27 protein-coding genes are annotated in these 26,018 nt (G+C 65.7%); 18 read left to right on the top strand and 9 right to left on the bottom strand.

The window, feature by feature from the left end:
* The first annotated feature begins 38 nt into the window (after positions 1-38).
* Positions 39-1,079, top strand: coding sequence for a thioesterase domain-containing protein (locus tag AC5RUM_RS01370; protein WP_494033250.1), 1,041 nt, complete (start codon positions 39-41; stop codon positions 1,077-1,079).
* Between the two features lie 7 nt (positions 1,080-1,086).
* Here AC5RUM_RS01370 and AC5RUM_RS01365 read toward each other — a convergent pair whose 3' ends face one another.
* Positions 1,087-1,917, bottom strand: a complete 831-nt coding sequence (locus AC5RUM_RS01365; protein ID WP_400577672.1) for an HAD-IIA family hydrolase — start codon at positions 1,915-1,917, stop codon at positions 1,087-1,089.
* Positions 1,918-1,971: 54 nt separating this feature from the next.
* Between AC5RUM_RS01365 and AC5RUM_RS01360 the strand changes: the two genes are divergently transcribed.
* From AC5RUM_RS01360 to AC5RUM_RS01350, 3 genes are all read left to right on the top strand, one after another.
* Positions 1,972-2,646, top strand: coding sequence for a TrmH family RNA methyltransferase (locus tag AC5RUM_RS01360; protein WP_494033249.1), 675 nt, complete (start codon positions 1,972-1,974; stop codon positions 2,644-2,646).
* A gap of 201 nt (positions 2,647-2,847) precedes the next feature.
* A complete protein-coding gene (gene fbaA, locus AC5RUM_RS01355) occupies positions 2,848-3,867 on the top strand; it encodes a class II fructose-bisphosphate aldolase (protein ID WP_400577676.1) in 1,020 nt (339 codons plus the stop codon).
* A gap of 2 nt (positions 3,868-3,869) precedes the next feature.
* Complete coding sequence (locus AC5RUM_RS01350; RefSeq protein ID WP_400577677.1) at positions 3,870-4,301, top strand: DUF3151 domain-containing protein; 432 nt, start codon at positions 3,870-3,872, stop codon at positions 4,299-4,301.
* A 67-nt stretch (positions 4,302-4,368) separates the two neighbouring features.
* Here AC5RUM_RS01350 and AC5RUM_RS01345 read toward each other — a convergent pair whose 3' ends face one another.
* The gene (locus AC5RUM_RS01345) at positions 4,369-5,004 is read right to left on the bottom strand and encodes a uracil-DNA glycosylase family protein (protein WP_494033248.1); all 636 of its coding nucleotides are present in this window, start codon (positions 5,002-5,004) and stop codon (positions 4,369-4,371) included.
* 214 nt (positions 5,005-5,218) lie between these two features.
* Here AC5RUM_RS01345 and AC5RUM_RS01340 point away from each other — a divergent pair, with 214 nt between their 5' ends.
* The 7 genes from AC5RUM_RS01340 to AC5RUM_RS01310 all read left to right on the top strand — a co-directional run bounded on the left by AC5RUM_RS01340 (position 5,219) and on the right by AC5RUM_RS01310 (position 11,002).
* Entirely contained in the window at positions 5,219-5,824 is a 606-nt protein-coding gene (locus tag AC5RUM_RS01340; RefSeq protein ID WP_494033247.1) for a TetR/AcrR family transcriptional regulator, read from the top strand.
* Positions 5,821-6,918 (top strand): DMT family transporter, encoded by a 1,098-nt coding sequence (locus AC5RUM_RS01335; RefSeq protein WP_494033246.1) that lies wholly within the window; start codon positions 5,821-5,823, stop codon positions 6,916-6,918. Before AC5RUM_RS01340 ends, AC5RUM_RS01335 begins: the two co-directional genes overlap by 4 nt.
* A gap of 40 nt (positions 6,919-6,958) precedes the next feature.
* On the top strand, positions 6,959-8,248 hold the full coding sequence (locus AC5RUM_RS01330; RefSeq protein ID WP_487440125.1) for an adenylosuccinate synthase: 1,290 nt from the start codon (positions 6,959-6,961) through the stop codon (positions 8,246-8,248).
* A 212-nt stretch (positions 8,249-8,460) separates the two neighbouring features.
* Positions 8,461-8,991 (top strand): hypothetical protein, encoded by a 531-nt coding sequence (locus tag AC5RUM_RS01325; RefSeq protein ID WP_494033245.1) that lies wholly within the window; start codon positions 8,461-8,463, stop codon positions 8,989-8,991.
* Between the two features lie 111 nt (positions 8,992-9,102).
* Positions 9,103-9,651, top strand: a complete 549-nt coding sequence (locus AC5RUM_RS01320; RefSeq protein WP_494033244.1) for an RNA polymerase sigma factor — start codon at positions 9,103-9,105, stop codon at positions 9,649-9,651.
* Entirely contained in the window at positions 9,648-10,343 is a 696-nt protein-coding gene (locus AC5RUM_RS01315) for a hypothetical protein (RefSeq protein WP_494033243.1), read from the top strand. The genes AC5RUM_RS01320 and AC5RUM_RS01315 overlap by 4 nt, the downstream gene beginning before the upstream one ends.
* Before the next feature lie 233 nt (positions 10,344-10,576).
* Complete coding sequence (locus tag AC5RUM_RS01310; RefSeq protein WP_494033242.1) at positions 10,577-11,002, top strand: CoA-binding protein; 426 nt, start codon at positions 10,577-10,579, stop codon at positions 11,000-11,002.
* 30 nt (positions 11,003-11,032) lie between these two features.
* On the opposite strand, the gene AC5RUM_RS01305 is transcribed toward AC5RUM_RS01310, so the two are convergent.
* Entirely contained in the window at positions 11,033-12,061 is a 1,029-nt protein-coding gene (locus AC5RUM_RS01305; RefSeq protein ID WP_494033241.1) for an isopenicillin N synthase family dioxygenase, read from the bottom strand.
* Positions 12,062-12,106: 45 nt separating this feature from the next.
* Here AC5RUM_RS01305 and AC5RUM_RS01300 point away from each other — a divergent pair, with 45 nt between their 5' ends.
* The 4 genes from AC5RUM_RS01300 to AC5RUM_RS01285 are packed head-to-tail and all read left to right on the top strand — an operon-like array spanning position 12,107 to position 14,002.
* Positions 12,107-12,511 carry an MmcQ/YjbR family DNA-binding protein gene (locus tag AC5RUM_RS01300; RefSeq protein ID WP_494033240.1) on the top strand — a complete coding sequence of 135 codons (405 nt, stop codon included), beginning with the start codon at positions 12,107-12,109 and terminating at the stop codon, positions 12,509-12,511.
* A complete protein-coding gene (locus AC5RUM_RS01295) occupies positions 12,504-13,052 on the top strand; it encodes a DUF1990 domain-containing protein (RefSeq protein ID WP_494033239.1) in 549 nt (182 codons plus the stop codon). The genes AC5RUM_RS01300 and AC5RUM_RS01295 overlap by 8 nt, the downstream gene beginning before the upstream one ends.
* 14 nt (positions 13,053-13,066) lie before the next feature.
* The gene (locus tag AC5RUM_RS01290; RefSeq protein WP_494033238.1) at positions 13,067-13,690 is read left to right on the top strand and encodes a hypothetical protein; all 624 of its coding nucleotides are present in this window, start codon (positions 13,067-13,069) and stop codon (positions 13,688-13,690) included.
* 18 nt (positions 13,691-13,708) lie between these two features.
* Entirely contained in the window at positions 13,709-14,002 is a 294-nt protein-coding gene (locus AC5RUM_RS01285; protein WP_494033237.1) for a DUF503 domain-containing protein, read from the top strand.
* A gap of 78 nt (positions 14,003-14,080) precedes the next feature.
* Here AC5RUM_RS01285 and purL read toward each other — a convergent pair whose 3' ends face one another.
* The 3 genes from purL to purS are packed head-to-tail and all read right to left on the bottom strand — an operon-like array spanning position 14,081 to position 17,425.
* Positions 14,081-16,399, bottom strand: coding sequence for a phosphoribosylformylglycinamidine synthase subunit PurL (gene purL / locus AC5RUM_RS01280; protein WP_494033236.1), 2,319 nt, complete (start codon positions 16,397-16,399; stop codon positions 14,081-14,083).
* Positions 16,396-17,172, bottom strand: a complete 777-nt coding sequence (purQ, locus tag AC5RUM_RS01275) for a phosphoribosylformylglycinamidine synthase subunit PurQ (protein WP_494033235.1) — start codon at positions 17,170-17,172, stop codon at positions 16,396-16,398. The genes purL and purQ overlap by 4 nt, the downstream gene beginning before the upstream one ends.
* Position 17,173: 1 nt before the next feature.
* Positions 17,174-17,425, bottom strand: a complete 252-nt coding sequence (gene purS / locus AC5RUM_RS01270; protein WP_400579806.1) for a phosphoribosylformylglycinamidine synthase subunit PurS — start codon at positions 17,423-17,425, stop codon at positions 17,174-17,176.
* A 238-nt stretch (positions 17,426-17,663) separates the two neighbouring features.
* On the opposite strand from purS, the gene AC5RUM_RS01265 reads away from it, so the two are divergent.
* Complete coding sequence (locus AC5RUM_RS01265) at positions 17,664-17,849, top strand: hypothetical protein (RefSeq protein WP_494033234.1); 186 nt, start codon at positions 17,664-17,666, stop codon at positions 17,847-17,849.
* 279 nt (positions 17,850-18,128) lie between these two features.
* A complete protein-coding gene (locus AC5RUM_RS01260) occupies positions 18,129-21,284 on the top strand; it encodes a S8 family serine peptidase (protein ID WP_494033233.1) in 3,156 nt (1,051 codons plus the stop codon).
* Positions 21,285-21,402: 118 nt separating this feature from the next.
* Here AC5RUM_RS01260 and AC5RUM_RS01255 read toward each other — a convergent pair whose 3' ends face one another.
* From AC5RUM_RS01255 to AC5RUM_RS01245, 3 genes are read right to left on the bottom strand one after another with little or no spacing between them, the layout of a single operon-like run.
* Complete coding sequence (locus AC5RUM_RS01255; protein ID WP_494033232.1) at positions 21,403-21,792, bottom strand: serine protease inhibitor; 390 nt, start codon at positions 21,790-21,792, stop codon at positions 21,403-21,405.
* Positions 21,789-22,736 (bottom strand): 3-methyladenine DNA glycosylase, encoded by a 948-nt coding sequence (locus tag AC5RUM_RS01250; protein WP_494033231.1) that lies wholly within the window; start codon positions 22,734-22,736, stop codon positions 21,789-21,791. Before AC5RUM_RS01250 ends, AC5RUM_RS01255 begins: the two co-directional genes overlap by 4 nt.
* Before the next feature lie 25 nt (positions 22,737-22,761).
* A complete protein-coding gene (locus AC5RUM_RS01245) occupies positions 22,762-23,349 on the bottom strand; it encodes an SSI family serine proteinase inhibitor (RefSeq protein ID WP_494033230.1) in 588 nt (195 codons plus the stop codon).
* Positions 23,350-23,593: 244 nt separating this feature from the next.
* Between AC5RUM_RS01245 and AC5RUM_RS01240 the strand changes: the two genes are divergently transcribed.
* Positions 23,594-26,005, top strand: coding sequence for a S8 family serine peptidase (locus AC5RUM_RS01240; RefSeq protein WP_494033229.1), 2,412 nt, complete (start codon positions 23,594-23,596; stop codon positions 26,003-26,005).
* Positions 26,006-26,018 lie beyond the last annotated feature (13 nt).

Here is a 26,018-nt window from a genome sequence, read left to right as displayed (position 1 = left end):
ATTGCCCACGGCGGTTGAACTGTGCCTAGGGTAGATGAGTGCCGTATGAAGGATCCGCAGGTCCGGAGCCGTCGCCGGGTACAGATGCGACCCGGCTGATCCGTCATGCCTCCGACCTGAAAAGGTTCTCCCGGCGGGCCTTCCTTACGGGGGCAGGAGCGGCGTCGGTTCTGGCTACGGACATGCTGCTGACCCAGCGGGTCCAGACAGAACGCCAGGTCCACAAAGTCCTGGTGGTCGATGACGATTTCGCCCAGAGCTACTTTCCCAATGCCAGCTGGATCCTGTTTCCCGGCTACAAAACCAGCTGGGAGGAAGCGCAGTGGATCCTGAACTCGCTGCGCGGGACACTGCGGCAGCGCGGCCAGCTGGCCGCCGTCGGCTATTCAAATCTCGGGCTGGACATCGACCAAATCGTCATCGCCGTGATCGAGCATGTCCGCGCCAGGAACCTGACCACGCTCTACTTCTACGGCCACAGTTTCGGCGGTATGGTGGCCACGCAGGTGGCGGCCCGCCTGCTCGAACTGCACGGTGTGGAGGTGGCCCTCATTGTGCTGGACTCCAGCCCCTACAGTAAATACGACGTGCTGGACCAGAGCTGGTTCGACGGCGTGGTGTTCCTGTACGAACGGGGGTTCCGGGTGCCCTCGGTGCTGCGCGGCGGCTATGAGCTCGGGGAGCGTGTGGTGCACAAGAACGAGCGCACCTGGCGGCAGATCCTGGACCAGACGCTGGAACAGCTGTCCCCCATTGCGCCCTCCAGCGTGCTGATCCAGTCAGAATCCGCCTACATCTACCATTACGATGCCACCCGCTTCGCAGGGCAGATCGGTGATGCACGCATGGCCTACATCGGGAATCCCCGGGACCAGACGGTCAACTACGAAACGGCGCACCGGTCCTGGGCGCGGACGTTTGCCGCCAACATGGCGTCCTCGGAACTGCAGACCGACGGGGCGCTTCCGGCGCATGCCAGCCCGGGATGGAACCCCTTCGTCTACCGCCCAATCCTGGCGGACCTGCAGGACCAAATCTTCCCGCTTCCCGGCGGTGGCGGGAGGATGACGCCGTTCTAGCCGCGTGTCAGATCTGGCTCTTCAGGTCCGCCACCGAGTTCAGCACCTGGTTGGGGCGGAACGGGTAGGAGGAAATTTCGTCGCGCTGGGTGATGCCGCTCAGCACCAGCACGGTGTGCAGCCCGGCTTCCATTCCCGCGATGATGTCCGTGTCCATGCGGTCGCCGATCATGGCAGTGGTTTCGGAATGGGCATCGATCTGGTTCATGGCTGAACGGAACATCATGGGGTTGGGCTTGCCCACGATGTACGGTTCGCGCCCTGTGGCCTTGCTGATCAGGGCGGCGATGGCCCCGGTGGCGGGCATGGGTCCGTCCTTGGACGGGCCCGTGGCGTCCGGGTTGGTGGCAATGAAGCGCGCACCCGCGAGGATCAGGCGGATCGCCATGGTGATCGCCTCAAAGGAGTAGGTGCGGGTTTCGCCGAGAACCACGAAGTCGGGGTTCTGGTCGGTGAGGATGAAGCCTGCTTCATGCAGTGCCGTCGTAAGCCCGGCCTCACCGATCGTGTAGGCGCGGTTGCCCGAACCGGAGCCCTGGACCTGGTCCTTGAGGAACTGTGCCGTGGCGAGGGCCGAGGTCCAGATGTTTTCTTCCGGGATCTCGAGGCCGGAGGCGCGGAGCCGGGCAGCCAGGTCACGGGGCGTGAAGATGGAGTTGTTGGTCAGCACCAGGAACCGCTTGGACGTGTCCACCCACCGCTGGATCAGCTCCGCGGCGCCGGGAACGGCCTGGTTCTCGTGCACCAGGACGCCGTCCATGTCGGTCAGCCAGCACTCGATCTCCTGCCCGCTCCGGTAAACCGCTGCCGATTCCTGTACCTGGTCTGCCTTCGCCATGTTTTCCTCCGCCGGTAATGAATGCTTTCTCGGAGCCCAGTCTAGTGTTGAGGGGTGACTCAGACGCCCGGGACCCCAGCCGAACACCAGCCGCCCGCAGAGGAGACCTCCGAGCCCAAGCCGGAGGTCGGCGTCGGGCCCTGGGAAGGCCAGTGGCCCGAAGGCGACCACTGGGACCCTGACCTCCTCGCGGACGGGGACCGGCGCAACGTGGTGGACAAGTACCGCTACTGGAAGCACGAGGCGATCGTCGCCGACCTGGATGCCAAGCGCCACGACTTCCACATCGCCATCGAAAACTGGCAGCACGACCTCAACATCGGCACCGTGGTGCGCACCGCCAACGCGTTCCTCGCCAAGGAAGTCCATATCATCGGACGACGGCGGTGGAACCGCCGCGGAGCAATGGTCACCGACCGATACCAGCACGTCCGGCACCACCCCACCGTGGAGGATTTTGTGGCGTGGGCGCAGGGGGAGGGGCTGGCCATCATCGGGATCGACATCTTCCCCGATTCCGTGCCGCTGGAAACCTACGAACTGCCCCGCAAATGCGTCCTCGTCTTCGGCCAGGAGGGCCCGGGCCTGACGCCGGAGGTGCATGAAGCCGCGGAGGCCACCCTCTCGATTGAGCAGTTCGGCTCCACCCGCTCCATCAACGCGGGATCCGCGGCGGCGATCGCCATGCACGCATGGGTGCGCCGGCACGTTTTCGGCCAGCACGTCTAGTTCCGCCGCGATGGCACGTCGCGGCAGGTGTGGGCTGGTGACTGCCGTTAAGTGTCATCTGGCTGAAGCCCGCAAAGTGTTACCCGCCTGAGTGACCCGAACCACGGCCAGTGCCAAGAAATGACTAGGATGGTTCGTAGCCGACGAGGTTTACTCCAGGGTCAACCCAACCCGCAGACGAAATTCACTTTAGGAGTCAGCATGCCCATTGCAACCCCAGAGATCTACGCCGACATGATCGACCGCGCAAAACAGGGCGGCTTCGCGTTCCCGGCGGTTAACGTCACCTCCTCCCAGACCCTGAATGCTGCCCTGCGCGGCTTCGCCGAGGCTGAGTCCGACGGCATCGTCCAGGTCTCCACCGGCGGCGCGGCGTACTGGTCCGGCGCCTCGACCAAGGACATGGTTGCCGGTTCCCTGGGCTTCGCGGCGTTTGCCCGCGAGGTTGCCAAGAACTACAACGTCAACATCGCCCTGCACACGGACCACTGCCCCAAGGACAAGCTGGACGGCTTCGTGCTGCCGCTGCTGGCCGCGTCCGAGGAAGCCGTCAAGGCCGGCAAGGACCCGATCTTCAACTCCCACATGTGGGACGGCTCCGCCGAGACCCTGGACGAGAACCTGCGCATCGGCCGGGACCTGCTGGCACGGGCGGCTGCCGCCAAGATCATCCTCGAGGTTGAAATCGGCACGGTCGGCGGCGAGGAAGACGGCGTCGAGCACGAGATCAACGAGAAGCTGTACACCACGGTCGAGGACGCGCTGGCCACGATCGAGGCCCTGGGCGCCGGCGAGAACGGCCGCTACATCACTGCGCTGACGTTCGGCAACGTGCACGGTGTGTACAAGCCGGGCGGCGTGAAGCTGCGTCCGGAGATCCTGAAGGACATCCAGGCCCAGGTCGGCGCCAAGATCGGCAAGGACAACCCGTTTGACCTGGTGTTCCACGGCGGGTCCGGTTCCTCGGACCAGGAGATCGCGGACGCTGTGTCCTACGGCGTGATCAAGATGAACATCGACACGGACACCCAGTACGCCTTCACCCGTCCCGTGGTGGACCACATGTTCCGCAACTACGACGGTGTGCTCAAGGTTGACGGCGAAGTCGGCAACAAGAAGACGTACGACCCCCGCGTCTGGGGTGCCTCAGCCGAAGCCGGCCTCGCCGCCCGCGTCGTCGAAGCAACCCAGCAGCTGGGTTCCGCAGGCAAGACCTTCTAGGCATGTCTGACGAGTTCCGCAAGAACCTGATGGGTCCAGAGCCCACCCTCCTGCCTGCCGAGACTGAGGTCTACGAACAGCTGGAAGCGGGCCAGGAGGCCCTGGACCTCGTGGAGAAGCACCCCACGTCGTCGCTGCTCTGGGCCGTGCTGGCCGAGGAAGCCTGGGCGGAAGGGCGCACGATCGACTCCTACGCCTATGCCCGGGTGGGCTACCACCGGGGCCTGGACTCGCTCCGCCGCAACGGCTGGCGCGGCGTCGGGCCCATCCCGTGGGAGCACGAGCCCAACCGCGGCTTCCTGCGTGCCCTGTACTCGCTGGGCCGTGCCTCGGCGGCCATCAACGAGGCCGAAGAACCGGAGCGCATCGAGAAGTTCCTCAATGACTCGGACCCGAAGGCCAAGGCAGCCATCCAGGGCGAAAACCTCAACTGAATTAAGCACGACGGCGGGCGGTCACCTTCTCCTTGGAAGGTGACCGCCCGCCGTCGTCATGTCAGCGTTAGCTGGCGGCCTTTTGGAGGCCGGTGCGGGCCATGGCATCCGCGTACACCACGTGCATTTCGTCGAGATACTGCTGCTGGCGGGCAGGCGTGCCGGCGAAGGCCCGGCCGCTCAGCGAGCGGACCTTGTACGTCTTGAGGCCGCGGCGCCACAACAGGGGCACTTCGGTCTTGAGGAGCATATTGGCCAGTCGGTTGGCCTCGGTGCCGTGGGCGACGATGACGGAGGCGCGGGGGACCAGGGCCAGGAACTTCAGCAGGGGCTTCAGGCCGGCGGAAATCTGGTCGGGGGTGAACTTGCCGTTGGGCTCTCCCGGAACATGCCAGGGATGCACGTTCCACGGCATGACGAACTCGGGCCGCAGCCCCAGCTTCCACTGCAGTCCGAGCATGCGGGTGGCGGCGTCTTCGTCTCCGGCCGTGATGAAACCGGACGGCGAGGCGGTGCCGATGTTGGAGAACAGGCTGATGATGCGGCACTCGTCGACGTCGTGCATGGGGTCGACGTAGGGAACCTGGGTGCCAGGCTTTGTGCTCTGAAGGGAGTCGCACAGTTCATTGACAGCTGCGACATTGGGCTCGTAACGGCGGCTCAGGAGTTGTTCACGGAAAGATTCAGTAGCCATGGCTGTCATGTAAGTGCGGTGTCTCCTGCGGGGATCGGTCACGCTGCCGTACCGGAAGCGGGCGCGCCAAGTCCGGGACGATTTGAAATGAGGGTGGATCGATGCCTGATCGATCCTTATCAGTTTAGCAAGCCGCACCAAGGGCGAGTTCCGCTCCTGCTTCCTTGGCCGCGTTCTAGTAGGTAGACTGGTCTACCTACTAGGACAGGAGTTAAGGACGAGGATGAGCGGGCAAGAGGCAGCACCAAAGAGCCGATCACCCCGGGGGCACGCCCGCGAGGCGCTGATCCAGGCAGCCTCGCGGCGCTTTTATGCCGACGGTCTGGCTGGAACGGGAATTGACGCCATTACATCGGAGGCGGGGGTCGCGAAGAAAAGCCTCTACAACAACTTCGCCTCCAAGGCTGAGCTGGTCACGGCTTACCTGAACGCCCGCCACGAGGAGTGGATGGGGCTGTACCGGGCGCGGCTGGAGGGAGCAGCCAGTGCCAAGGAGCGCGTCCTGGCGGTCTTCGATGCCTATGCGGACCACGCCGATCTCGCATACGAGCGTGTTTTCAGGGGCTGTGGGCTTCTCAACGCAGCAGCCGAGTTGCCTGCGGGCGATCCTGGCAGGGCTGTGGTCCGGCGCCACAAGGAAGAGGTTGAGGCGTTGTTAGCCGAGCATGTGGCCCAACTTCTCGCGCACTCGCCGCAGCAGGCTGCTCCCCTTGCCCGGCACCTGGCCTTCCTGCTTGAAGGATCGATGGTTCGCGCAGGCCTCGAAGGAAACGACCGGTGTGTCAAGGAAGCCCGCGACATGGCGGCCGCACTGGTCGGCGGCCTGTGAGGACCGCCGGCTTTACGGGGAGCACGTGGGGCGCGGGGTTTGTGCTGGCGGCGTCGGTGTTGTGGGGAACAACCGGCACCGCGGCCACCTTCGCTCCGGACGTCAGCCCGCTCGCGATCGGCGCGGTGGCCATGGGTTTGGGCGGCCTGCTCCAGGCCGCTGTCGCGGCAGGGCCGATCGGTCTCTTCGCGGCCGCCCTGCGCAGGCAGTGGCCAACAGTGGCGCTGGGATCCCTTGCCGTCGCGACGTACCCGCTCGCTTTCTACTCCTCAATGCACCTGGCCGGCGTGGCTGTCGGGACCGTGGTCTCCATCGGTTCGGCTCCCCTCGCCTCCGCCGTCATTGAACGCGTTGTGGACAAGAGATTGTTCACGCGGCGGTGGGCAATGGGTGCAGTCCTCGGCCTGTCGGGCGCCGCGCTGTTGTGCTTTGCGGACGGCGGGCACGGCGGGCCGGGTCCTGACGCTGCAGGGGGCTGGTCCACACCCGCCGGTATTGGCCTCGGACTGGTTGCCGGGCTCACCTACGCCCTCTACTCCTGGGCTGCGCACCGCCTGATCAACACCGGCGTGCCCTCGAGGGCGGTGATGGGGACTGTCTTCGGCATAGGCGGGCTGCTGCTCATGCCTGTGCTGGTGATTACGGGTGCACCGCTGCTGGCCTCCTGGCAGAACATGGCTGTGGGCGTGTACATGGCGCTTGTCCCCATGTTCGCAGGCTACGTCCTGTTCGGCTGGGGGCTGGCCCGTGTCCGCGCGAGCGCTGCCACGACGATATCCCTCGCCGAGACACTGGTGGCCGCCGTCCTGGCTGTGCTGGTTGTCGGCGAGCAACTGCCGGCCTTGGCCTGGGCCGGTGCCGCCCTTATTACTGGCAGCCTGTTCGTCCTCACGCTGCCTGCCCCCGCGAAACGTTACGGACCGGCGGCACCGGCGGACGGCCCTGACGGTACTTCCGCGGCCGATCGGCTAAACTTGGGTGGTAAGAGCCCCGGAACTCTTGCGCTGAGCCCTGCGGTCAACACCGCGGACGCCGGCGATGAAATTCGGGGCATTCTCATGAACGGCGCTGACCCCGGCCAGTCACCACGGTGATGCAGGCAGGAATCGGCCCGAACGAATGGGGGAGGATCCCATGCCAGCAATCGTGATCGTCGGAGCCCAGTGGGGCGACGAAGGCAAAGGTAAGGCCACCGACCTGCTTGGCGGCCGCGTCGACTACGTCGTCAAGCCGAACGGCGGCAACAACGCCGGGCACACCGTCGTCGTGGGCGGTGAGAAGTATGAGCTCAAGCTCCTTCCTGCCGGCATCCTGAGCCCCAACGCGGTTCCGATCATCGGCAACGGCTGCGTGGTGAACCTGGAGGCACTGTTCCAGGAGATCGACGGCCTTGAAGCCCGCGGCGCGGACACCTCCAAGCTGCGCGTTTCGGCCAACGCCCACCTCGTCGCTCCGTACCACCAGGTGCTGGACAAGGTCACCGAGCGCTTCCTCGGCAGCCGCGCCATCGGCACCACGGGCCGCGGAATCGGCCCCGCCTACATGGACAAGGTGGCCCGCCTCGGCATCCGCGTCCAGGATGTCTTCGACGAGTCCATCCTGCGCCAGAAGGTGGAAGGCTCGCTGCGCCAGAAGAACGAACTCCTGGTCAAGGTGTACAACCGCCGGGGAATCCTGGTTGATGAGATTGTCAACTACTTCCTGTCCTTCGCGGAACGGCTGCGTCCCCTGGTCATCGACAGCACCCTCGTGCTGAACACCGCACTGGACGAGGGCAAGGTAGTGCTCATGGAGGGCGGCCAGGCCACGTTCCTGGACGTTGACCACGGCACCTATCCGTTCGTCACGTCCTCCAACCCGACCGCCGGCGGTGCTTCGGTGGGTTCCGGCATCGGCCCCACCCGGATCTCGCGCTCCATCGGCATCATCAAGGCCTACACCACGCGTGTGGGCGCCGGCCCGTTCCCTACGGAGCTGTTCGATGAGATGGGCGTATACCTGCAGAAGACCGGCGGCGAGTTCGGCGTGAACACGGGCCGCCCGCGCCGCTGCGGCTGGTACGACGCCGTCCTGGCCCGCCACGCTTCCCGTGTCAACGGTTTCACGGACTACTTCGTCACCAAGCTGGACGTCCTCACCGGCATCGAGCAGATCCCGGTCTGCGTGGCCTACGACGTCGACGGCGTCCGGCACGACGAAATGCCCATGACCCAGACCGAATTCCACCACGCCAAGCCCATCTTCGAATACTTCGAGGGCTGGACCGAGGACATCACCGGCGCCCGCACGCTCGCGGACCTGCCGGAGAACGCCCGGAACTACGTGCTGGCTCTGGAGAAGCTGTCCGGTACACGGTTCTCCGCGATCGGCGTTGGCCCGGACCGCGACCAGACGATCGTGCTGAACGACCTCATCAACGACTGACACTCCGGCTGCAACCTCAGCAGTCCCGACGGCGGCGGGTCACCTTTTAAGGTGGCCCGCCGCCGTCGTGCATCCGGCAATAAAAAGAATTTCCGTTGCCGCGTAACCTGCGCACCATCCGCTGCGATTACGTCTGTGTAAGCGCCGGGCCGGGACTGTCCCCCATCGGCCCCCGGCCCGGCCTTCAACCAACCAAAGGATGATTTTTTCTCATGAAGAGTGTTAGCAAGACCACCAAGATTGCTGTCGGCGCCGCCATCATCGCTATCGGAGGTTTCTCCAGCATCGGACTGGCCAACGCGGCCCAGGTAGCCAGCTCGCAGCACGCAGAGGTGACCCCCGCTACGCCCGCCGTTCCGGCCACGCCGTCTGTTCCCGCCACGCCTGAGGTCCCGGAGGTGCCCGCAGTTCCGGCCACCCCCGCCGTTCCCGCGACGCCGGACGCCAAGGCCAAGGCTGCCGGCGAGGCTGCTGACGCTGCTGACGCCGCTGTGGAAGCCGACAAGAACGCCGCTAACGCCAAGGTCAACGCCTCGGGCGCCGGTGCAGACGTGAACGTCACCATCCCCGCCACGCCTGCTGTTCCCGGCGGCGCCGGCGTTCCCGCCACCCCGGCCGTTCCCGCCACCCCGGCTGTCCCGGACGTTTCGGAGAAGGTCGGCACCCCGGCCGCCCCGTCGGTCTCCGCCGATGCCGAGGCCAACGCTGAAGCTGACGCCGACCTGCCCGAGGCCGGCAAGTAACACGATCCCTTACGGGACCGCGCAATAGGGCGATCCCCAAATAGGGTTGCGAGGTGTGCGGCGGCTAGGCTTACTACCGCCGCACACCAGCAGTAAGGGAAGGACAGCTTCTTGGCAGCCCAGCTGACCGATGACGAATTGTCAGCCGCCCTTGCTGGCGACCCTTCCGGCTTCAGCGCTGTCTACAGCACCATTTCCCCCGCCGTTCTCGGCTATTTCCGCGCCCGCGGCGTGGACGACGCCGAAGCCCTGACGCAGGACGTCTTTGTGGATATCCTGCCAAAACTGACCGGTGTAAAAGGCGGCCACACCGGGTTGCGGACGTTCATCTTCTCGGTGGCGCACGCCCGGCTCGTCGATTACCGGCGCCGGTCCGCCAGAACGCCCCACCTGACCGAATTCGACCCATCGCAGGACCAGCGGCGGTCGCGGTCAGCCGAGGACGAGGTCCTCGGGTCGCTGGGCGGAATAACCTCCTCGCTTTCGCAGCTCAATGACGAGCAGCGGGAAGTCCTGGTCCTGCGGATTGTCGCGGACCTCTCGGTCGAACAGGTGGCCGGCATTATGAACAAGACCCCCGGAGCCATCAAACAGCTCCAGCGGCGCGGGCTCATTGCCCTGCGCGAACTCGTCAAGGAAAAGGACCACGCAGCATCATGAGTGTCACGCCGACAGGCCGAGAAGACGGAGAGATCCAGGCGATCCTCCTGGATTCCGGGCTCGAAGAGGACGCCGATCTTCGCAGGTCCCTCGAGGAACTGCGCGGGCTGGCCCAGGTTGCTGCCCCGGCACCCCGCGCGGACCTCGCCGCACTGCTCACGCCGGGCGTGGCCAGCCTGGAACTGCGCCGCCGCAACAGGCAGCGGAGGATGGGGATCGTTGTGAGCGCCGCAGTGGTCGGGGCAATGGGCCTTGGCGCCGGCGCCGTGGCAGCCTCCAGCGAGGACTTCCGCCGCAGCGTGGGCCACGCCGTGGAGAACATTCTCCAGCCTGCCGGCCGGACGACGGCACCCGAGCCCGACACGGCCCCTCTTTCGCCCGCTGACATGCCTCCCGTGCTCGGGCCAACGGGCTCGGCGGTACCTTCAGCGCCGGTCCAGGCAGGAACGACCTCGCCGTCGGCACCGGCCGGGGCCGAGCCGCGCCACTCGGACGGTTCAGCTGAGCCTGGTGGTGGAAAGCAGACGCAGACTCCGCCTGCCGGGCCCGCACACGTTCCCGCTATTCCCGGGACCGGCACCGCTCCCAAGTTGCCTGCCAAGCCGCTGCCGTCACTTCCTTCGCTGCCACCGAATGTCCCCGGCGCGGTGCCCAGCCCAATCCCGACCGAGCCTGTCCCCGGGAAGCCCTGATTCGGCCGCAAAAAAAGTTCCAAAAACTTTTGGAGTCGGCGTAACCTCCCGGGCCCGCCCGTCGATTACCGAAGTGAGAGTGCCGCCTGGACATTGTCCCCCATCAATATCCAGGCCGGCACTTTTCTTGTTTCCAGTCCGTCGGCGGTTCCTTCCAGGCCGACTGCGACGTCCGCTGAGGCGTTCACTTATTCGATGAACGTGGGCAAAGCCTGCAGGAGTAGGCTGGCTGCATGGCACACGTTAACGATCGAGCAGTGATTGAACGCCTCATGCGAACTAAGGGGACGTGGGCCATCGTCGGCCTCAGCACGAACGAATGGCGCTCCGCCTATGACGTGGCCCTGTACGTCCGTGACCGGATGGGCATGGAGATCATTCCCGTGAACCTGCGCGGGGACGATGTCCACGGGGAAAAGGGGTACCGCTCCCTGGCCGACATACCGCTGGCGAAGCACCCCATCGACGTCGTGGAGTGCTTCGTGAACTCGCAAAAGGTCGGGGCGGTCATTGACCAGGCAATCGCCGTCGGCGCCAAGGCAGTCTGGCTGCAATTGGGTGTTTTCGATGACGCCGCCGTGGAGCGTGCAAAGGCCGCCGGGCTGGATGTCGTGGTGGACTCCTGCCCTGCCCGCGAAGGCTGGCACTACGGACTCTGAGACCGTTGGCTGGCCAAGCTCCGGAACAGCTCAGCGCTTCATCAGCTCCGGGTAGTGACGCTGCGTGACATCCGGGTGCGCCCGCATCCTGCCCTTGAGCATGTTCAGCCCGAACGAGGCGAGCATCGGGTTGGAAGGGTCGTCGGAGATGCCGCGGGCCTGCGCCTTGAGTTCTGCCGGAAGTGGTACCGGATCGATCACCGCATCGAGCCGTGGCGACCAGAAGAACGGCACAGAGTAACGGTCCACCCCGGGCGGCGGCGCCTGCACCCGGTGGATCGTGGCAGCGAGGTATCCCTCGGTGGCCACCTCCAGCATTTCACCGAGGTTCACCACCAGGGCTTCGGGGATGGGTTCCACCGGCACCCACTCGCTTGCGCCCGGCGGGAGCACTTCCAGCCCGCCCACCTGATCCTGCAGGAGGAGGGTCACAAAACCGTAGTCAGCGTGCGAGCCGACGCCTTGGTTGCCGGCCTCCTCGACGACTCCGCCGACATAGTGGACCAGTTTGCCCATCCAGGCCGGTGAGTCCCGGAAGGGTTCATCAAAGTAGTCTTCCGGCAGCCGGAGGGAAACGGCGATGGCGCGCATCAGTTCCGCCCCGACTTCCGCCATGAGCCCGGCCCATGCCATCGCCGCCGGCTTCAGCTCAGGCAGTGACTCATCCGGCCACAGGTTCGGGCCCTGGAGGAGCCAGTACGGCTGATCGGGAGGATAATCCCTTACCGGTTCGCGGTCCGGCGAGAAATCGATCTGTTCGCGCGCATCCGCCCTTCCCTGGGTGACTTCCGTGCCCATCCGGGTGTAGCCACGGAAATGGGGCGAGAGTCGGTTGTCGAGCTTCATCCGCTCCTCGAGGGGCAAATCAAAGAAGCGCTTGATCGTGGCCAGCAGCTCCTTCGCCTGGCCGGGTGAACCTCCGTAGCCGGTGACCTGGAAGAAGCCGACCCGGTGCGTGGCATCGCGGAGCTTGCCTATGAAGTCCGGGCTGAACGATCCATCGGCCTGGCGTGCCGCGCCAAGGTCAAGCACGGGTATGGTCTGCTGACCTGCTGCCATGCTCGCAGACTAGCACCGCAGGGAAAGGCTTTGTAGGCTCGCTGCATGAATCCAGCCGAATTGAGGGAAATCTGCCTGTCGTTCCCTGGCGCGTTTGAGGACTTCCCGTTCGGCCCGGAGACGTCGGTTTTCAAAGTCCGGGCGGCCGTAGCGGGAGGAGCCAGGCACGAGGCCAAGATGTTCGCGGCGTCCACTATGGATCCGGAGGACTGGTCCGTGAGCCTGAAGTGCGAACCGGCACTGGCCGAACAGCTGCGGGCCGTGCATCCCGAGATCACCGGCGCCTGGCACATGAACAAGATGCACTGGAACGGCGTCAGGCTGGACGGCACACTGCCGGACGACATGATCCGCGACATGGTGGAGGACTCCTACGACCTCGTGGTTGCCTCGCTGAGCCGGAAGCAGCGTGAGCAACTCGGATGGGCCAGACTCGTGGGCAATGACTGAAAGACGCCTGGCGCAGGGTGAGCTCAACTACCCGGGAATCGGCTCCACGCAGGGCGGGATGCCCCCTGCGGGGTTCCCTTGCCTGGTCACGCAGACGTATCTGGGAGAGGGACACGCGACGTACCGCCGGGTGGCCCGGGGCATCCTCTCCTGGGAGCTGCAGCGCCGCTCCGGGCTGCGGGTCCGCACCGAGTCCGACGCCGTGGTTCCCGGCGCACGCGTGGTGAGCGGCTTCGGCGTCGGGCCGTTCCGCATCAACGCACCCTGCGAGGTGGTCTGGGTGCGGCAGCCTGCGCCGGGCGCTGGGCCGCAGTCGGCCGGCTTTGCCTATGGAACACTCCCCGGCCATCCCGAACGGGGTGAGGAAGCCTTTGAAGTGGTGATCGACGAACAGCAACGTGTGTTTCTCAAGATCACGGCCTTCAGCAGGCACTCGAACTGGTTTTACACCGCAGGCGGTTTGCTGGCCAGGGCGGCGCAGCGGTACATCACTTCCCGATACATTGAAGGGGCACGCCAACTCGCAACCGGTGAAAGCTGATCAGGAGACGGTACATGCTGGACCAAAAGACCCTTGACCGACTGTGGGATTTCGACAACCCCGGGCTGTCCGAACGGCGGTTCCGGGAAGCGATGGACGACCAGAAGTACGACGCCGACGAAAGGGCGGAGCTCGCCACCCAGCTGGGCCGGGCGATCGGGCTGCAGGGCCGCTTCGAGGAGGCCGATGCCCTGCTGGACTCGATCGACGGCGAGGACGAACCCACGATCGGCATCCGCATCATTCTCGAGCGCGGACGGATCCTGAACTCCAGCGGCCACCCGGCGATGGCGGTTCCGTTGTTCGAACAGGCCGCAGAGCTGGGCGACCACCTGGGTGAGGAGTTCCTCGCCGTGGATGCCCTTCACATGCTCGCCATCGCCGATGCTGACCATGCGGAACTGTGGACCCGGAGTGCGCTGGAGTACGCTTCTACGGCCCATGACCCGAACACCAGGCGCTGGATGGTGGCGCTGCACAATAATCTGGGCTGGGCGCTCCATGGCGCCGGCCGTTTCGCCGAGGCGCTCGTGGAGTTTCAACTGGCCGAGCAATGGGCGGACCGGGTGGGAACGCCGGCCCAGCAGCAGTACGCCCGCGACGCCATCGCAGAATGCGAGCACGCCCTCGCCGGCTGACGCCGGTAGCATGAGGGCATGTGGATCGGATGGATTGAGTTCGACATCCTCCTTGGTGATGTTCACAGCCTGAAGGAGAAGCGTTCCGTGGTGAGGCCGCTGCTCGCTGAACTGAAACGCCGCTATGACGTCTCCGTGGCGGAGGTGGGGGAGCAGGACCAATACCGGCGCACCCGGCTCGGCGCCGGCCTCGTCGCCGCGGACCGGGCGCACCTCGTGGAGGTGCTCACCGCCGTCGAACGCTTTGTGGCCGCCCGCCCCGAAATGGACCTGCTCAGCGCGCGCCAGCGCGAAATCCACAGCGAGGACTGATCGACAGGTTAAGCGCGAACGGACTCTTGTGGCCCCAAGGGGCTGCAAGAGTCCGTTCGCGTTTGGTGCCCTGAGGGCTTAGCCGAAGTACTTCGGCAGGGTGGCCTCGTGGGCTTCGCGGAGGGCATCGAGCGGGAGTGCGTCCACGCCGTTGATCTCCAGCTGGCCGCTGGCAGCGTCCACCACACCGATGCGGATGTGGGCGAAGCCACGGGCGGTGCACATGTCCGTGAAGCGGACTTCCTCCGAGCGGGGGACGCCCACGATGGCGCGGCCCTGGGACTCCGAGAACAGCGCCGTGAACAGGTCAATGCCGTCGCGGTCCAGAACATCCTGCAGCGCGATCCGGGCACCGACGCCATAGCGGAGTGAGGACTCCACGAGAGCTGCCGCGAGGCCGCCCTCGGAGAGGTCGTGCGCGGAGTCCACCATGCCGTCGCGGGAGGCGTTGATCAGGATTTCACCCAGGGCGCGCTCGGCCGCCAGGTCAACCTTGGGCGGCAGGCCGCCGAGGTGTCCGCGCAGGTTCGACCACTCGGAACCGTCCAGCTCTGCGGCCGTCGTGCCCAGCAGGTAGATGGCCTGGCCGTCCTCGCGCCAGCCGGAGGGCGTGCGGCGCGCGACGTCGTCGAGCTTGCCCAGCACAGCAACCACCGGGGAAGGGTGGATCGGCGTCGTGCCGGTCTGGTTGTACAGCGAGACGTTGCCGCCCGTGACAGGGATGCCCAGCTCCATGCAGGCGTCCGACAGGCCGCGGATGGCCTCGGCGAGCTGCCACATCACGTCAGGATCCTCGGGGGAACCGAAGTTCAGGCAGTCGCTGACGGCCATGGGCACGGCGCCGGAGGTAGCTACGTTGCGGTAGGCCTCGGCGAGTGCCAGCTGGGCGCCCTGGTACGGGTCAAGGTAGGTGTAACGGCCGTTGGCATCGGTGGCCAGGGCAACGCCCAGGCCGGTTTCCTCGTCCACCCGGACCACGCCGGCGTCGTCCGGGAACGCCAAAGCCGTGTTGCCGCCGACATAGCGGTCGTACTGGTCCGTGATCCAGGACTTGTCGCACATGTTCGGCGAGGAAATGAGCTCGGTGACGGCGGCGGCCAGTTCCGCGGGGGCGGAGGGACGGCTGGTGTCCTGGACGGAGCCGGTGAAGGCGTCCGCCTGCACGGCGTCCTGCCATTCCGGCCGGGCGTACGGGCGGTCGTAGACCGGGCCGTCGTGGGCCACGGTGCGCGGGTCGACGTCGACGATGACCTCACCGTCCCAGGTGATGATCAGGCGGCCGGTGTCGGTCACCTCGCCCAGCCAGGAGTACTCCACGGCCCACTTGTCCATGACCGCTTCAAAAGCGGCGACATTCTCGGGCGTGACAACGGCCATCATGCGTTCCTGCGACTCGGACATCAGGATTTCGCCCGGGGTCAGCGTGGGATCGCGCAGCAGGACGGAGGTCAGCTCAACCTGCATCCCGCCGTCGCCGTTGGAGGCGAGCTCGGACGTGGCACAGGAGATGCCCGCAGCACCCAGATCCTGGATGCCTTCCACCAGTGAACCCTTGAACAGCTCAAGGCAGCACTCGATCAGGACCTTCTCGGCGAACGGGTCGCCCACCTGGACGGCGGGGCGCTTGGACGGCTTGGTGTCGTCGAAGGACTCCGAGGCCAGCACCGAGGCGCCGCCGATGCCGTCGCCGCCGGTGCGGGCACCGAACAGCACCACCTTGTTGCCCTTGCCGGAGGCGTTGGCGAGGCGGATGTCCTCGTGGCGCATGACGCCGACTGCCAGCGCGTTAACCAGCGGGTTGCCCTGGTAGACGGAGTCGAAGACCATTTCGCCGCCGATGTTGGGCAGGCCCAGCGAGTTGCCGTAGCCGCCGATGCCGGCGACGGCGCCGTGGATGACGCGGGCCGTATCAGGGTGGTCAATCGCTCCGAAACGCAGCGGATCCATCACGGCCACCGGGCGGGCGCCCATGGAGATGATGTCGCGGACAATGCCGCCGATGCCGGTTGCGGCGCCCTGGTAAGGCTCCACGAACGACGGCGAGTTGTGGGACTCGATCTTGAACGTCACGGCCCAGCCGTCGCCCAGATTGGTGACGCCGGCGTTTTCGCCGATGCCCACCAGCATGTCCTTCTTCATCTCGTCCGTCACCTTTTCGCCGAACTGGCGCAGGTGGTTCTTGGAGGACTTGTAGGAGCAGTGCTCGCTCCACATGACGGAGTACATGGCCAGTTCGGCGCCCGTGGGGCGGCGGCCCAGGACCTTCACGACCTCGTCGAACTCGTTCTGTTTCAGGCCGAGCTCGGCCCAGGGGAGTTCGGTGTCCGGGGTCTTGGCCGCGTTCTCGACAGTGTCGATGTTGAACTTCTTGCCGACGGTTTCAGCTGAGGTGGTCACTTGGCGCCTCCCACAATCTTGTTCAGTACGGAAGTGAAGAAGCCCAGGCCGTCCGTGTCGGTCCCGCCGATGCCGTCCAGGGACTGGGGGCCGAAGCCCTGCTCCACAGCGTGCTCGGGGTGCGGCATGAGGCCCACCACGTTGCCGGCGGCGTTGGAGATGCCGGCGATGTCGCGGCGTGAGCCGTTCGGGTTGAAGCCCACGTACCGGAACACGACGCGGCCTTCAGCCTCGAGCGCGTCCAGCGTCTTGTCGTCGGCGATGTACTGGCCGTCCTGGTTCTTCAGCGGCACCGTGATCTCCTGGCCCTCGGCGTAATCGAGGGTCCAGTCGGTGCGGCTGTTCTCGACGCGCAGCACCTGGTCGCGGCACATGAACTTCAGGTGGTCATTCTTGATCATGGATCCGGGCAGCAGGTGCGACTCGGTGAGGATCTGGAAGCCGTTGCAGATGCCGAGCACCGGCAGCCTGGCATCGGAGTTGGCGGCATCGATAACCTTGGACATCAGCGGAGCGAAACGCGCGATGGCACCGGCCCGGAGGTAGTCGCCATACGAGAAGCCACCGGGAATGATGACGGCGTCCACGTCACCGAGTGACGTGTCGGCGTGCCACAGGGATACGGGCGTGCCGCCCGCGAGCTGGACTGCGCGCGCAGCGTCGCGGTCATCGAGCGTGCCGGGGAAGGTGATGACGCCGATCTTCGCGCCCGCGAGGCTGCGAGCACCTGGAGCGCCGGCGACTGCCTCGCCGATCAGGGGGAGTTCAGTCATCTCAGGCCTCGACGACCTCGACGTTGACGACGTCCTCGATCACCGGGTTGGACAGCAGGGTCTCGGCAGCTTCCCGGGCCTGGGCCAGGATTGCTTCGGTCACCTCGCCGTCGACGGTCAGTTCGAAGCGCTTGCCCTGGCGGACAGAGCTAAAGCTGGTGAAGCCCAGGCGGGGGAGTGCACCCACGATGGCCTTCCCCTGCGGGTCCAGAATCTCGGGCTTGGGCATGACGTCGACAACGATCCGGGGCATCCGGTAACTCCTGTGCGTGAGCATTGGGTAAGGGCGCAGCGGAGTGGTGCCGTCTCACGCCGTTCGTCTGCGGCCTTCTGGCACAAATGGCACAACATGGACGGGCGCTCCGCGAGCTTGCCTGCCCATTCTACCGGCCCCAGCGGCGCAAGCCGTATTCGGGCCCAGTGACGCTGGCCTCCTGTGAAGGCCGACGGCGGCTCTGGTCCGCCGTCGGCCCCGTCAGTAGGATTGCGGCATGGCTCAAAAACCGAAATCCGTAGTGTTGCCAGTGGTCGTTGCCGCCGTGTTCGCAGGGCTGGGGAGGATGGTTCTGCAAAAGATCAAGGCGGACCGCGCCGCCAGGAACAGCCGCACGGCGGGTCATGTGGACGAGAAGACGCGCCAGTGGATCAGCGAGGTGGTCCGCACTCCGCGCCAGTAGCGCTCCGGGCAGCCGTCTTCGGATGGCGCCGGTTCCGTCCACGGCTCGGCGGGCACCCCTTCCAGGGTGCCCGCCTCCGTCATTTAAGGGCGCCTGTTGGTCTGAGTGACAAATTTTAAAAAGTGGTTTGTGGCATATGTCATAAGCGCGTGACAGTAGGTACTGTGGGGATCGGCTGACCTTGGGGGAATCGACAGGACCTGTCAATCTCGCGCGGCTTGGCCGCATGAGCCTGGCGGCGCAGCCGGGACCGTTCCTTCTGAAAGGTTCAAATCACTCGTGAATTCCGCAGGAAAAAGCTTCTTCCGAAGCCGGGGGGTGCGGAAAGCAGCGGCACTGTGTGTCGCTCTGCCTCTGCTCCTTTCAGCCCTCGCCACATCGCCGGCCGTCGCCGCCCCCACCCAGGGCATGACGCAAGCGGGGGAGCATAAGACCATTGATCCGAAGGACTTCCAGGCGGGCCGCTACATCGTGGTCCTCACTGACAAGCCCGCAGCCACGTACGACGGCGGCACCGCAGGATATGCGGCCACCAAACCGCGGGCAGGGCGGAAGCTTGACGCCCGCCGCGCCGAGGTGCGGAGGTACCAGTCCCACCTTGAGGCCAAGCAGACAGCGCTGGCCCAACGGGAAAATGTGCAGATCCGGCACAGGTACACCGCCGCCCTCAATGGATTCAGCGCCACACTGACGGCTGACCAGGCGGTGAACCTTGCCAAGGACCCGGGCGTCCTCACGGTCGCACCTGATACCCAGCGGGCACCGGATTACTCCACCACCGACTTCCTCAAGCTCAGTGGCCCCAACGGCACGTGGAATACACAGTTCGGCGGCCACGACAACGCGGGCAAAGGCGTTGTGGTCGGGGTCATTGATTCCGGCTACACCCCCTCCAGCGCCTTCTTCGCCGGAGGTGAGGTGAAGCCGCTCAAAGGGGAGCCGCAGGTCGGCGTCCCCTACCGCACCGCGGGCGGCAGGATTGCCATGCTGAAGTCGGACGGCAGCACCTTCGAAGGCGAGTGCCAGAAGGGCGAAGGATTCGATGGCAAAGCCTGCAATTCCAAGGTCCTGAGCGCCCGCTACTTCTCCGAAGCCTTCGAGGACACCGTGGCCAAGAAGGACCGTGCACCGGAAGAACTGATTTCCCCGGTGGACGTCGGCAGCCACGGCACACATACAGCCAGCACCGCCGCCGGCAACCCTAACGTCGAGGCATTCGTGGACGGCCGCAGCTTCGGCGTGACCAGCGGCGTTGCCCCGGCCGCCAAGCTTTCCATTTACAAAATCTGCTGGGAAGACAACGACCCCGCCACGGGGGGCTGCTACACCTCCGCTTCCATCGACGCCATCAACCAAGCGGTGCTGGACGGCGTTGACGTGCTGAACTACTCCATCTCGGGCACCACATCCACCACGACGGACCCGGTGTCCCTGGCGTTCCTGTCGGCAGCCTCGGCAGGCATTTTCGTTGCGGCGTCTGCCGGCAACTCCGGGCCTGCAGCCAGCACCGTCAACCACGGTGAACCCTGGGTCACGACGGTTGCGGCGAGCAGTTTCTCCCAGGAACTGCAGGGCACGGCTGAATTTTCGGACGGCAGCAGGTTCCGCGGCGCCAGCATCATGAACCGCGAGGTTACCGGCGCCGGGGTGGTCCTCGCCGCTAATGCAGGGTCCGGGCAGGATCCCGCCCCGCAGCTGTGCGGTCCGGGTTCCCTGGATCCGGCGAAGATTTCCGGCAGGGTGGTGGTTTGTGACCGCGGCACCTATGACCGCGTAGCCAAGAGTGCTGAGGTGGCCCGCGGCGGCGGTGTCGGAATGATCCTGGTCAACGTGACCAGTTCGTCCCTCGACGCGGACAAGCACTCTGTGCCCACCGTGCACGTCAACCCTCCTGCCACGGAGGAGATCAAAGCCAAAGTGACCGCGAACCCGGCCATTACGGTTTCGCTCGTGAACAAGGACACCACCGGACTGCCGGCCGAGGCGCAGCCGCAGATCGCCGGTTTCTCTTCCCGCGGACCGCTCATCGCCACGGACTCGGATCTCCTCAAGCCCGACGTCGCCGCCCCGGGCGTTGCTGTCCTGGCCGGCGTCTCGTCCATCGGTGCCGGCGGGGACACCTTCGGGTTCATGTCCGGGACGTCCATGGCGGCTCCGCATGTTGCCGGATTCGGCGCCCTCGTCCTGGGCAAGAACGCCCATTGGTCCCCGGCTGCTGTGAAATCGGCCATGATGACCACGGCCGGCGACGTCAAACTCGCCGACGGCTCGAAGAACACTGATGTCCATGCCACCGGTGCCGGCCAGGTCGACCCGGCCCGGATGCTGAACCCGGGCCTGGTCTACGATGCCGACGGCGATGACTACCTAAGGTTCATCCAGGGGACCGGGGTTGACCTGGGCATTCCGGACCTTGGCAGCACCAGGTCCCGTGACATGAATGTTCCGTCCTTCTCCCTCGGAAACCTGGCAGGCAGGATCGAGGTCACCCGGACGGTGACCGCGCTGACCCCGGGCGTGTACCGGGCCAAGGCAAGCGTGCCCGGTGTGAAGGTTGCGGTGACCCCGTCCATCCTGTCCTTCAACGCTCCCGGCGAAAAGCGCACGTTCAAGGTGTCCTTCGAGAACCAGAGCGCCGCACTGGGGCAGTTCGCCATGGGTTCTCTCACCTGGCAGGGCTCGGACACAAGCGTGGTCTCTCCAATCGCGGTGCGCCCGCAGTCAGTGGTGGCTCCCAAGAATGTTGCCTTCAGCTCCACTGGAGGCAACGGCTCCGGAGATGTCAGCATCGTCTCAGGCACCGATTCGCCTACCAACGTGACGCTCGACGGGCTGTCCAAAGCTGATTCTTCCGCCATTGAGCTGGTTCCCGGGCCGTTCAGTTACACGACTGACGCCTCGAACTTCGTGAAGACCGTGGAGGTTCCGGCCGGTGCCCCGCTGGCCAAGCTGTCCGTCTTCTCGGCCGATGGAAAGGCCGACTTCGACATGGTGGTCATCACGCCGGGCAACCAGGCGATTGTCGCAGCCACTGCATCGGCCAGTGAAACGGTGTCCATCCCCAACCCCGCACCGGGGACCTACCGGATGCACGTGAATCTGTACGACAGCCCGGGCGGCCAGGCGACCAAGGCCTCTGTGGATGCCGCGGTCCTGGGAGCAAACGTTGGAAACGCAACGGTAGCCCCTGACCCCGTGCGCCTCGACAACGGCAGATCCGGCAACTTGGCGCTGTCATGGCAGAACCTGGCACCCGGCTCGTACATCGGCCGGATCACGTTCGACGGCGCCAGCGCACCGACCTTCGTCAGCGTCGTGGTGACGCCGGGCGCCGTCGCGGGCGTTCCACCGGCTTCGGAAGATCCGAAGAAAAAGAAAGAACGGGGAAAGGTCCATAACGAGGACCTGACACGGATTCCGGATAACTCCATCTAGGAAGGTCCCGGAACCGGGTTCCCTTGGGGACTCCCTGGCAGCAGTGGCCGGCGGTGCACGCCGCCGGCCACTGCTGCTTTTAAGTGGGACTCTGTTGTTTTAACGCGCCCCTGCTGTCTTAGACTGCGCCGGTGGACCCGGAAACCCCACCCAGCAGCGGAGCGAGTGCGTGCCAGCGCGCAATTTCGCAGCCGTCTGTCAGGGAGAACCGGGAGTGCACCTGCCGGTCACCGAACGTTCCGGTGACCACGGCCACCTGCGGGCCACCGTACTGCTGCGTGCAGAGCATGGGAGGTCCCGGAACGGGAAAGAAAATCCCTTCCCCGAACCGTTCGACGGCGGCAACCGCCCCCGCAGGGTCCGGCAGATTCGATTCCGGGGGATGTCCCGGCCGCCGGGCCAGGCTGAAGGTCCACTCCGGACCTCCGGGCGTCTCGGTCAGGGTGACGGTCAGGTCCAGGTCCAGGCCTGAATCCGGGCCGGGGGCATTGGCGCCGGCGCCGGTCATTGCTGGCCTCCTGAAGCGTCCTCGCCGAGGTCCTCGAAGAGAGGAGCGAGCGCCGCCAGCAGTCTGCCGCGCAGCATCTGCGCCTCTGCGGAGAAGGCACGCTGCTGCTCAACGTAGGTGGCCTTGCCTTCTGCCGTCTCAATCCTGATCGGAGGATAGCCCCAGTCGGCGAGATCATAGGGAGAGGCCTGCATGTCCATGGCCCGCACCCGCCATGAAAGTTCAAAGCAGTCCATCACCAGTTCGCTTGGCAGCGCTGGCGAAAGCTTGTAGGCCCACTTGTACAGGTCCATGTTGGCGTGCAGGCAGCCTGGCTGTTCCATGGTCCGTTGGTTCTCCCTGCTGGGCGTGAGTTCGTTCAGCGGCAGCGCATCCGGCGTGTAGAAACGGTACGCGTCAAAATGCGAACACCGGATCCGGTTCTCTTCAACCACTTTGTCCGTGCGGGAGCCGCCCAGCCGCAGCTTCAGGTATTCGTGCCGCAGCTCAAACTTGTCTTGGCGGTACACCATGGCCCATTCGTGCAGGCCAAAGCAGCCGAACTGCGCCGGACGCGCGGCGGTGCCCGCCAGGATGATCCGGGCAAAAATGAGGGCGTCGCGTCGCGCGGCCAAAAACGCCGGGCGGTCGAACGTGACCGCGGTGCGGCCGGGCGGCAGGCCGCGCAAGGCGAGTTCGCCGGCGTCGAGCGCGCGGTAGAACTTCCATGTGCTGCGCGAGCCGGCTTCCGTTCCGGCGAGAATGACGCCGTCACCGGGATGCCAGCGCAGCAATTGGCCGGGTTTTTGCGTGTAATAGGTGAAGAGGAAGTCCTCCACCGGGTGCTTCCTGCCGGCGGAGCGCCGCTCAAGGTAGGGATCGGCGTAGCGGCGTACCCGTTCGGCATGGGCGGCTTCGCGGTCCCGCCAGTCGGCAGCCGGGAGAACGAGTGGGTGATCCTGCATCTCGAGCGTTACGCAGGGCACGGACCTAAACTGCCCCACCGGCAGACCCCAGGATGTCCTTGGCGGCGTTCCAGGCGCCAATTTCGCAGCCGTTGCGCAGCATGAAAGTACTCTCTACGGGGGTGCCGTCAACAGCTCCCGTGACCGTGGCTACCTGGGGGCCGCCGTACTGCTGGGTGCACGAGACGTCCTTGCGGGGTGCGGGCTGGTTCAGGACGGCGGGGTTCTCCTTCAAGGCGGCACAGGCCGCGGCGGCACTCGGATGCTGGCTTTCGGCCACCGGGGCGCCCGCCTTGCAGACGAGTGTGTAATTGACGGCGGTTCCGTCCCCGGATGGCTTAACGGCGATGGAGAGCTCGGCATCTCCGGTTCCGGGCCCCGAAGGCAGCGGAGCGGGCGCGGACGGAGCAGGGGCAGGCACGGTCGTCTCGGCGTCCGGGGGTGTGGTGCCCGGTGCTGTGGTGCCGGGCGCAGATGTACCGGGTTCAGAGGTGCCGGGTGATGCGCTCGTGGCTCCGGGAGTGGGCTGCCCCGTTCCGGTATCCGGACTGCAGGCAGCCAGGCCGCCCAGCACTCCGAGGGCGAGCAGCACAGAAATGAATTGCTTGCGCATGCCGGGTCTCCTCAAGTTTTTCCCATTCTACCGTCGGCCCATCCGGCGGTCCGGAACGGCCCGGTAACGGTGTCCGGCAATCGCTAACGGAAGGGTATCGATTCTTAGCGGCGTCCGCGGTATCTTTCTGACATTGACGGGTGCGCGGCTACAACCAAAGAGTGATGACGCCTAGGGGGGCGGAGCGTCCAGTTCGTGGGACCGAAGGTCTGCAGGTCCAAGAACCAAGGAAGGCATGTCCCCAATGACCACCCAGCAAGAATCCTCCCGCCCTAAACTCAGCAGGCGGCTGCCTGCCGTGCTCGCCGTCGGCCTCACCTTGGTCCTCGGCCAAGGGCTCGCCGCGCCCACATCGGCCGCACCCGGGCCGTCCGACGGCCAGTCGGCTTTCGACGACGGACGATACATCGTGATGCTCAAGGACAAGCCGCTGGCCACATACTCGGGCGGCGTGGCCGGCCTTCCGGGCACGGCCGTTCCGAAGGGCAAGAAGCTGGACTCCTCCGGGTCCAACTCCCGCAAATACGACGCGCACCTCAGGTACAAGCAGCGGCAAACGGCCGCCGCCAAGGGCGTGCAGATAGACCAGAGTTTCACCCTGGCCGTCAACGGCTTCAGCGCCGCCCTGTCCGCGGAACAGGCCAAGCAGCTGGCCGGTGACAGAAGTGTGCTGGCCGTGGTTCCCGATACGATGCGCAAGCCGGACTACTCCAGCACCGATTTCCTCGGTCTCCCCGGCCCGGACGGTGTCTGGAAGCAGCAGTTCGACGGCAGGGATGACGCCGGCAAGGGCGTCGTCGTCGGCGTCCTGGACACCGGCTATTCGCCGGACAATCCGTTCTTCGCGGGCGACACCGTCCCCCCGCTCTCGGGAAGCCCAAAGATAGGCCGGCCCTTCCACCTGCAGGGCAATGTCATCGCCATGCGCAAGGCCAACGGCGGCACGTTTGTTGGCGATTGCGTTGCCGGGGACGGGTTCGAGGGAACGGAGTGCAACAGCAAGGTCATTGGTGCCCGCTACTACGACCAGGCCTACAAGGCTGTTGTTCCACCCGAGCAGAGATCCCCGCAGGAGCTTTTCTCCCCCTTGGATGTCAACGGACACGGCTCGCACACGGCCAGTACGGCAGCCGGAAACAGCGACGTGACCCAGACGGCAGGCGGACGTGATTTCGGCACGAGTTCGGGCGTCGCCCCCGCGGCGAAGATTGCGGTGTACAAAGTCTGCTGGGAGGGCGCTACCCCCGCAACGACCGGGTGCCTGGAATCGGACATCATCAGGGCCATCCAGGACGCCATCCTCGATGGAGTGGACGTGATCAATTTCTCGATCTCGGGCAACAACACCACGACCATTGACGCGGTATCCCTCGCCTTCCTCAACGCCGCCGCCGCCGGGGTTTTCGTGGCAGCGTCGGGCGGCAATTCCGGCCCCGGTCCCAGCACGGTTAACCATGCCGGGCCTTGGCTGACCAGCGTTGCCGCTTCGACGTTCGACAGCTCACTCCGTGGAACCGTTGAACTCTCAGACGGAGCGAAGTTCGCCGGAGCGAGCGTGATGAGCACGGAGGTCACCGCGAAGCCGATCGTCCTCGCAGTCGCCGTCAAGGCTGCCGCCGCCGCTGATGCGGACGCGGCGCTGTGCATTCCGAACACGCTCGATCCGGCCAAGGCTGCGGGAAAAATCGTGGTGTGTGACCGCGGCATTATTCCCCGGGTCGACAAGAGCGTTGAAGTAGAGCGTGCCGGCGGAGTGGGCATGGTGCTGGTCAACCTGCTTCCAGGCTCACTGGATGCCGACTTGCACAGTGTTCCGACCGTCCACGTGGGCGATCCGAAGGTCAAGGACGTGGTCGCGGCGAATCCGGGCCTGACCGCCAGCCTCAAGGCAACAGACACCACGGGGGCGCCGCTTCCCCCGGTCCCGCAGATCGCCGAATTCTCGTCCCGCGGCCCGACGCTGGCATCCAACGGCGATCTCCTGAAGCCCGATGTCACGGCACCCGGTGTGGCTGTCCTGGCAGCCGTCTCGCCGATCGGCTTCAAGGGCGAGACCTTCGGCTTCCTCTCGGGAACGTCCATGGCCGCGCCGCACATTGCAGGATCGGCAGCGCTCCTGCTGGGTAAGAACCCGCAGTGGTCCCCGGCGGCTGTGAAGTCGGCCATCATGACCACGGCATATGACCTTGTGGGAGCGGACGGAGCGAAGGTTCACGACGTCTTTGCCCAGGGCTCAGGGCATGTGGATCCCTCCCGGTTCGCATCGCCCGGCCTGGTATACGACGCTGGGCTCGCTGACTGGTTCGGATTCCTGCAGGGCCTCGGCATTGACCTGGGTGTGGTGCCGGTGGCCGCCAAGGATGTCAACCTGCCCTCCGTGGCCCTTGGGTCCCTGGCCGGCAGCCAGACCGTCACCCGGACTGTTACCGCGGTCAAGGCGGGAACCTACCGCGCAACCATTGAGGTTCCGGGCGTGCAGGCGACAGTCAGCCCGGCGGTGCTGACCCTCCGCGAGGGCGAGAGTGCCACGTTCACGGTCACCTTCACCACGGCCGGAGCCCCTCTGAACACCTACGCCACAGGTTCGTTGACGTGGGCATCATCGGACAACACCGTGCGCTCGCCAGTGGCGGTGCGGCCCGTGGCCGCCCCGTAGCGGCGGCAACTCC

This window comes from Arthrobacter sp. B2060 (genome assembly GCF_059090445.1).
The sequence above is the reverse complement of the archived record's forward strand: the minus strand, read 5'-3'. Positions and strand labels throughout refer to the sequence as shown.

Excerpts from the sequence above, each read along its gene's own strand:
- AC5RUM_RS01310 (WP_494033242.1), top strand. The coding sequence starts at position 10,577 with ATGGCACACGTTAACGATCGAGCAGTGATTGAACGCCTCATGCGAACT.
- purQ (WP_494033235.1), bottom strand. The coding sequence starts at position 17,172 with ATGACTGAACTCCCCCTGATCGGCGAGGCAGTCGCCGGCGCTCCAGGT.
- AC5RUM_RS01305 (WP_494033241.1), bottom strand. The coding sequence starts at position 12,061 with ATGGCAGCAGGTCAGCAGACCATACCCGTGCTTGACCTTGGCGCGGCA.
- fbaA (WP_400577676.1), top strand. The coding sequence starts at position 2,848 with ATGCCCATTGCAACCCCAGAGATCTACGCCGACATGATCGACCGCGCA.
- AC5RUM_RS01240 (WP_494033229.1), top strand. The coding sequence starts at position 23,594 with ATGACCACCCAGCAAGAATCCTCCCGCCCTAAACTCAGCAGGCGGCTG.
- AC5RUM_RS01265 (WP_494033234.1), top strand. The coding sequence starts at position 17,664 with ATGGCTCAAAAACCGAAATCCGTAGTGTTGCCAGTGGTCGTTGCCGCC.
- AC5RUM_RS01365 (WP_400577672.1), bottom strand. The coding sequence starts at position 1,917 with ATGGCGAAGGCAGACCAGGTACAGGAATCGGCAGCGGTTTACCGGAGC.
- AC5RUM_RS01345 (WP_494033248.1), bottom strand. The coding sequence starts at position 5,004 with ATGACAGCCATGGCTACTGAATCTTTCCGTGAACAACTCCTGAGCCGC.
- AC5RUM_RS01340 (WP_494033247.1), top strand. The coding sequence starts at position 5,219 with ATGAGCGGGCAAGAGGCAGCACCAAAGAGCCGATCACCCCGGGGGCAC.
- purS (WP_400579806.1), bottom strand. The coding sequence starts at position 17,425 with ATGCCCCGGATCGTTGTCGACGTCATGCCCAAGCCCGAGATTCTGGAC.
- AC5RUM_RS01330 (WP_487440125.1), top strand. The coding sequence starts at position 6,959 with ATGCCAGCAATCGTGATCGTCGGAGCCCAGTGGGGCGACGAAGGCAAA.
- AC5RUM_RS01350 (WP_400577677.1), top strand. The coding sequence starts at position 3,870 with ATGTCTGACGAGTTCCGCAAGAACCTGATGGGTCCAGAGCCCACCCTC.
- AC5RUM_RS01325 (WP_494033245.1), top strand. The coding sequence starts at position 8,461 with ATGAAGAGTGTTAGCAAGACCACCAAGATTGCTGTCGGCGCCGCCATC.
- AC5RUM_RS01315 (WP_494033243.1), top strand. The coding sequence starts at position 9,648 with ATGAGTGTCACGCCGACAGGCCGAGAAGACGGAGAGATCCAGGCGATC.
- AC5RUM_RS01295 (WP_494033239.1), top strand. The coding sequence starts at position 12,504 with ATGACTGAAAGACGCCTGGCGCAGGGTGAGCTCAACTACCCGGGAATC.
- AC5RUM_RS01300 (WP_494033240.1), top strand. The coding sequence starts at position 12,107 with ATGAATCCAGCCGAATTGAGGGAAATCTGCCTGTCGTTCCCTGGCGCG.
- AC5RUM_RS01255 (WP_494033232.1), bottom strand. The coding sequence starts at position 21,792 with ATGACCGGCGCCGGCGCCAATGCCCCCGGCCCGGATTCAGGCCTGGAC.
- AC5RUM_RS01290 (WP_494033238.1), top strand. The coding sequence starts at position 13,067 with ATGCTGGACCAAAAGACCCTTGACCGACTGTGGGATTTCGACAACCCC.
- AC5RUM_RS01245 (WP_494033230.1), bottom strand. The coding sequence starts at position 23,349 with ATGCGCAAGCAATTCATTTCTGTGCTGCTCGCCCTCGGAGTGCTGGGC.
- AC5RUM_RS01250 (WP_494033231.1), bottom strand. The coding sequence starts at position 22,736 with ATGCAGGATCACCCACTCGTTCTCCCGGCTGCCGACTGGCGGGACCGC.
- AC5RUM_RS01285 (WP_494033237.1), top strand. The coding sequence starts at position 13,709 with ATGTGGATCGGATGGATTGAGTTCGACATCCTCCTTGGTGATGTTCAC.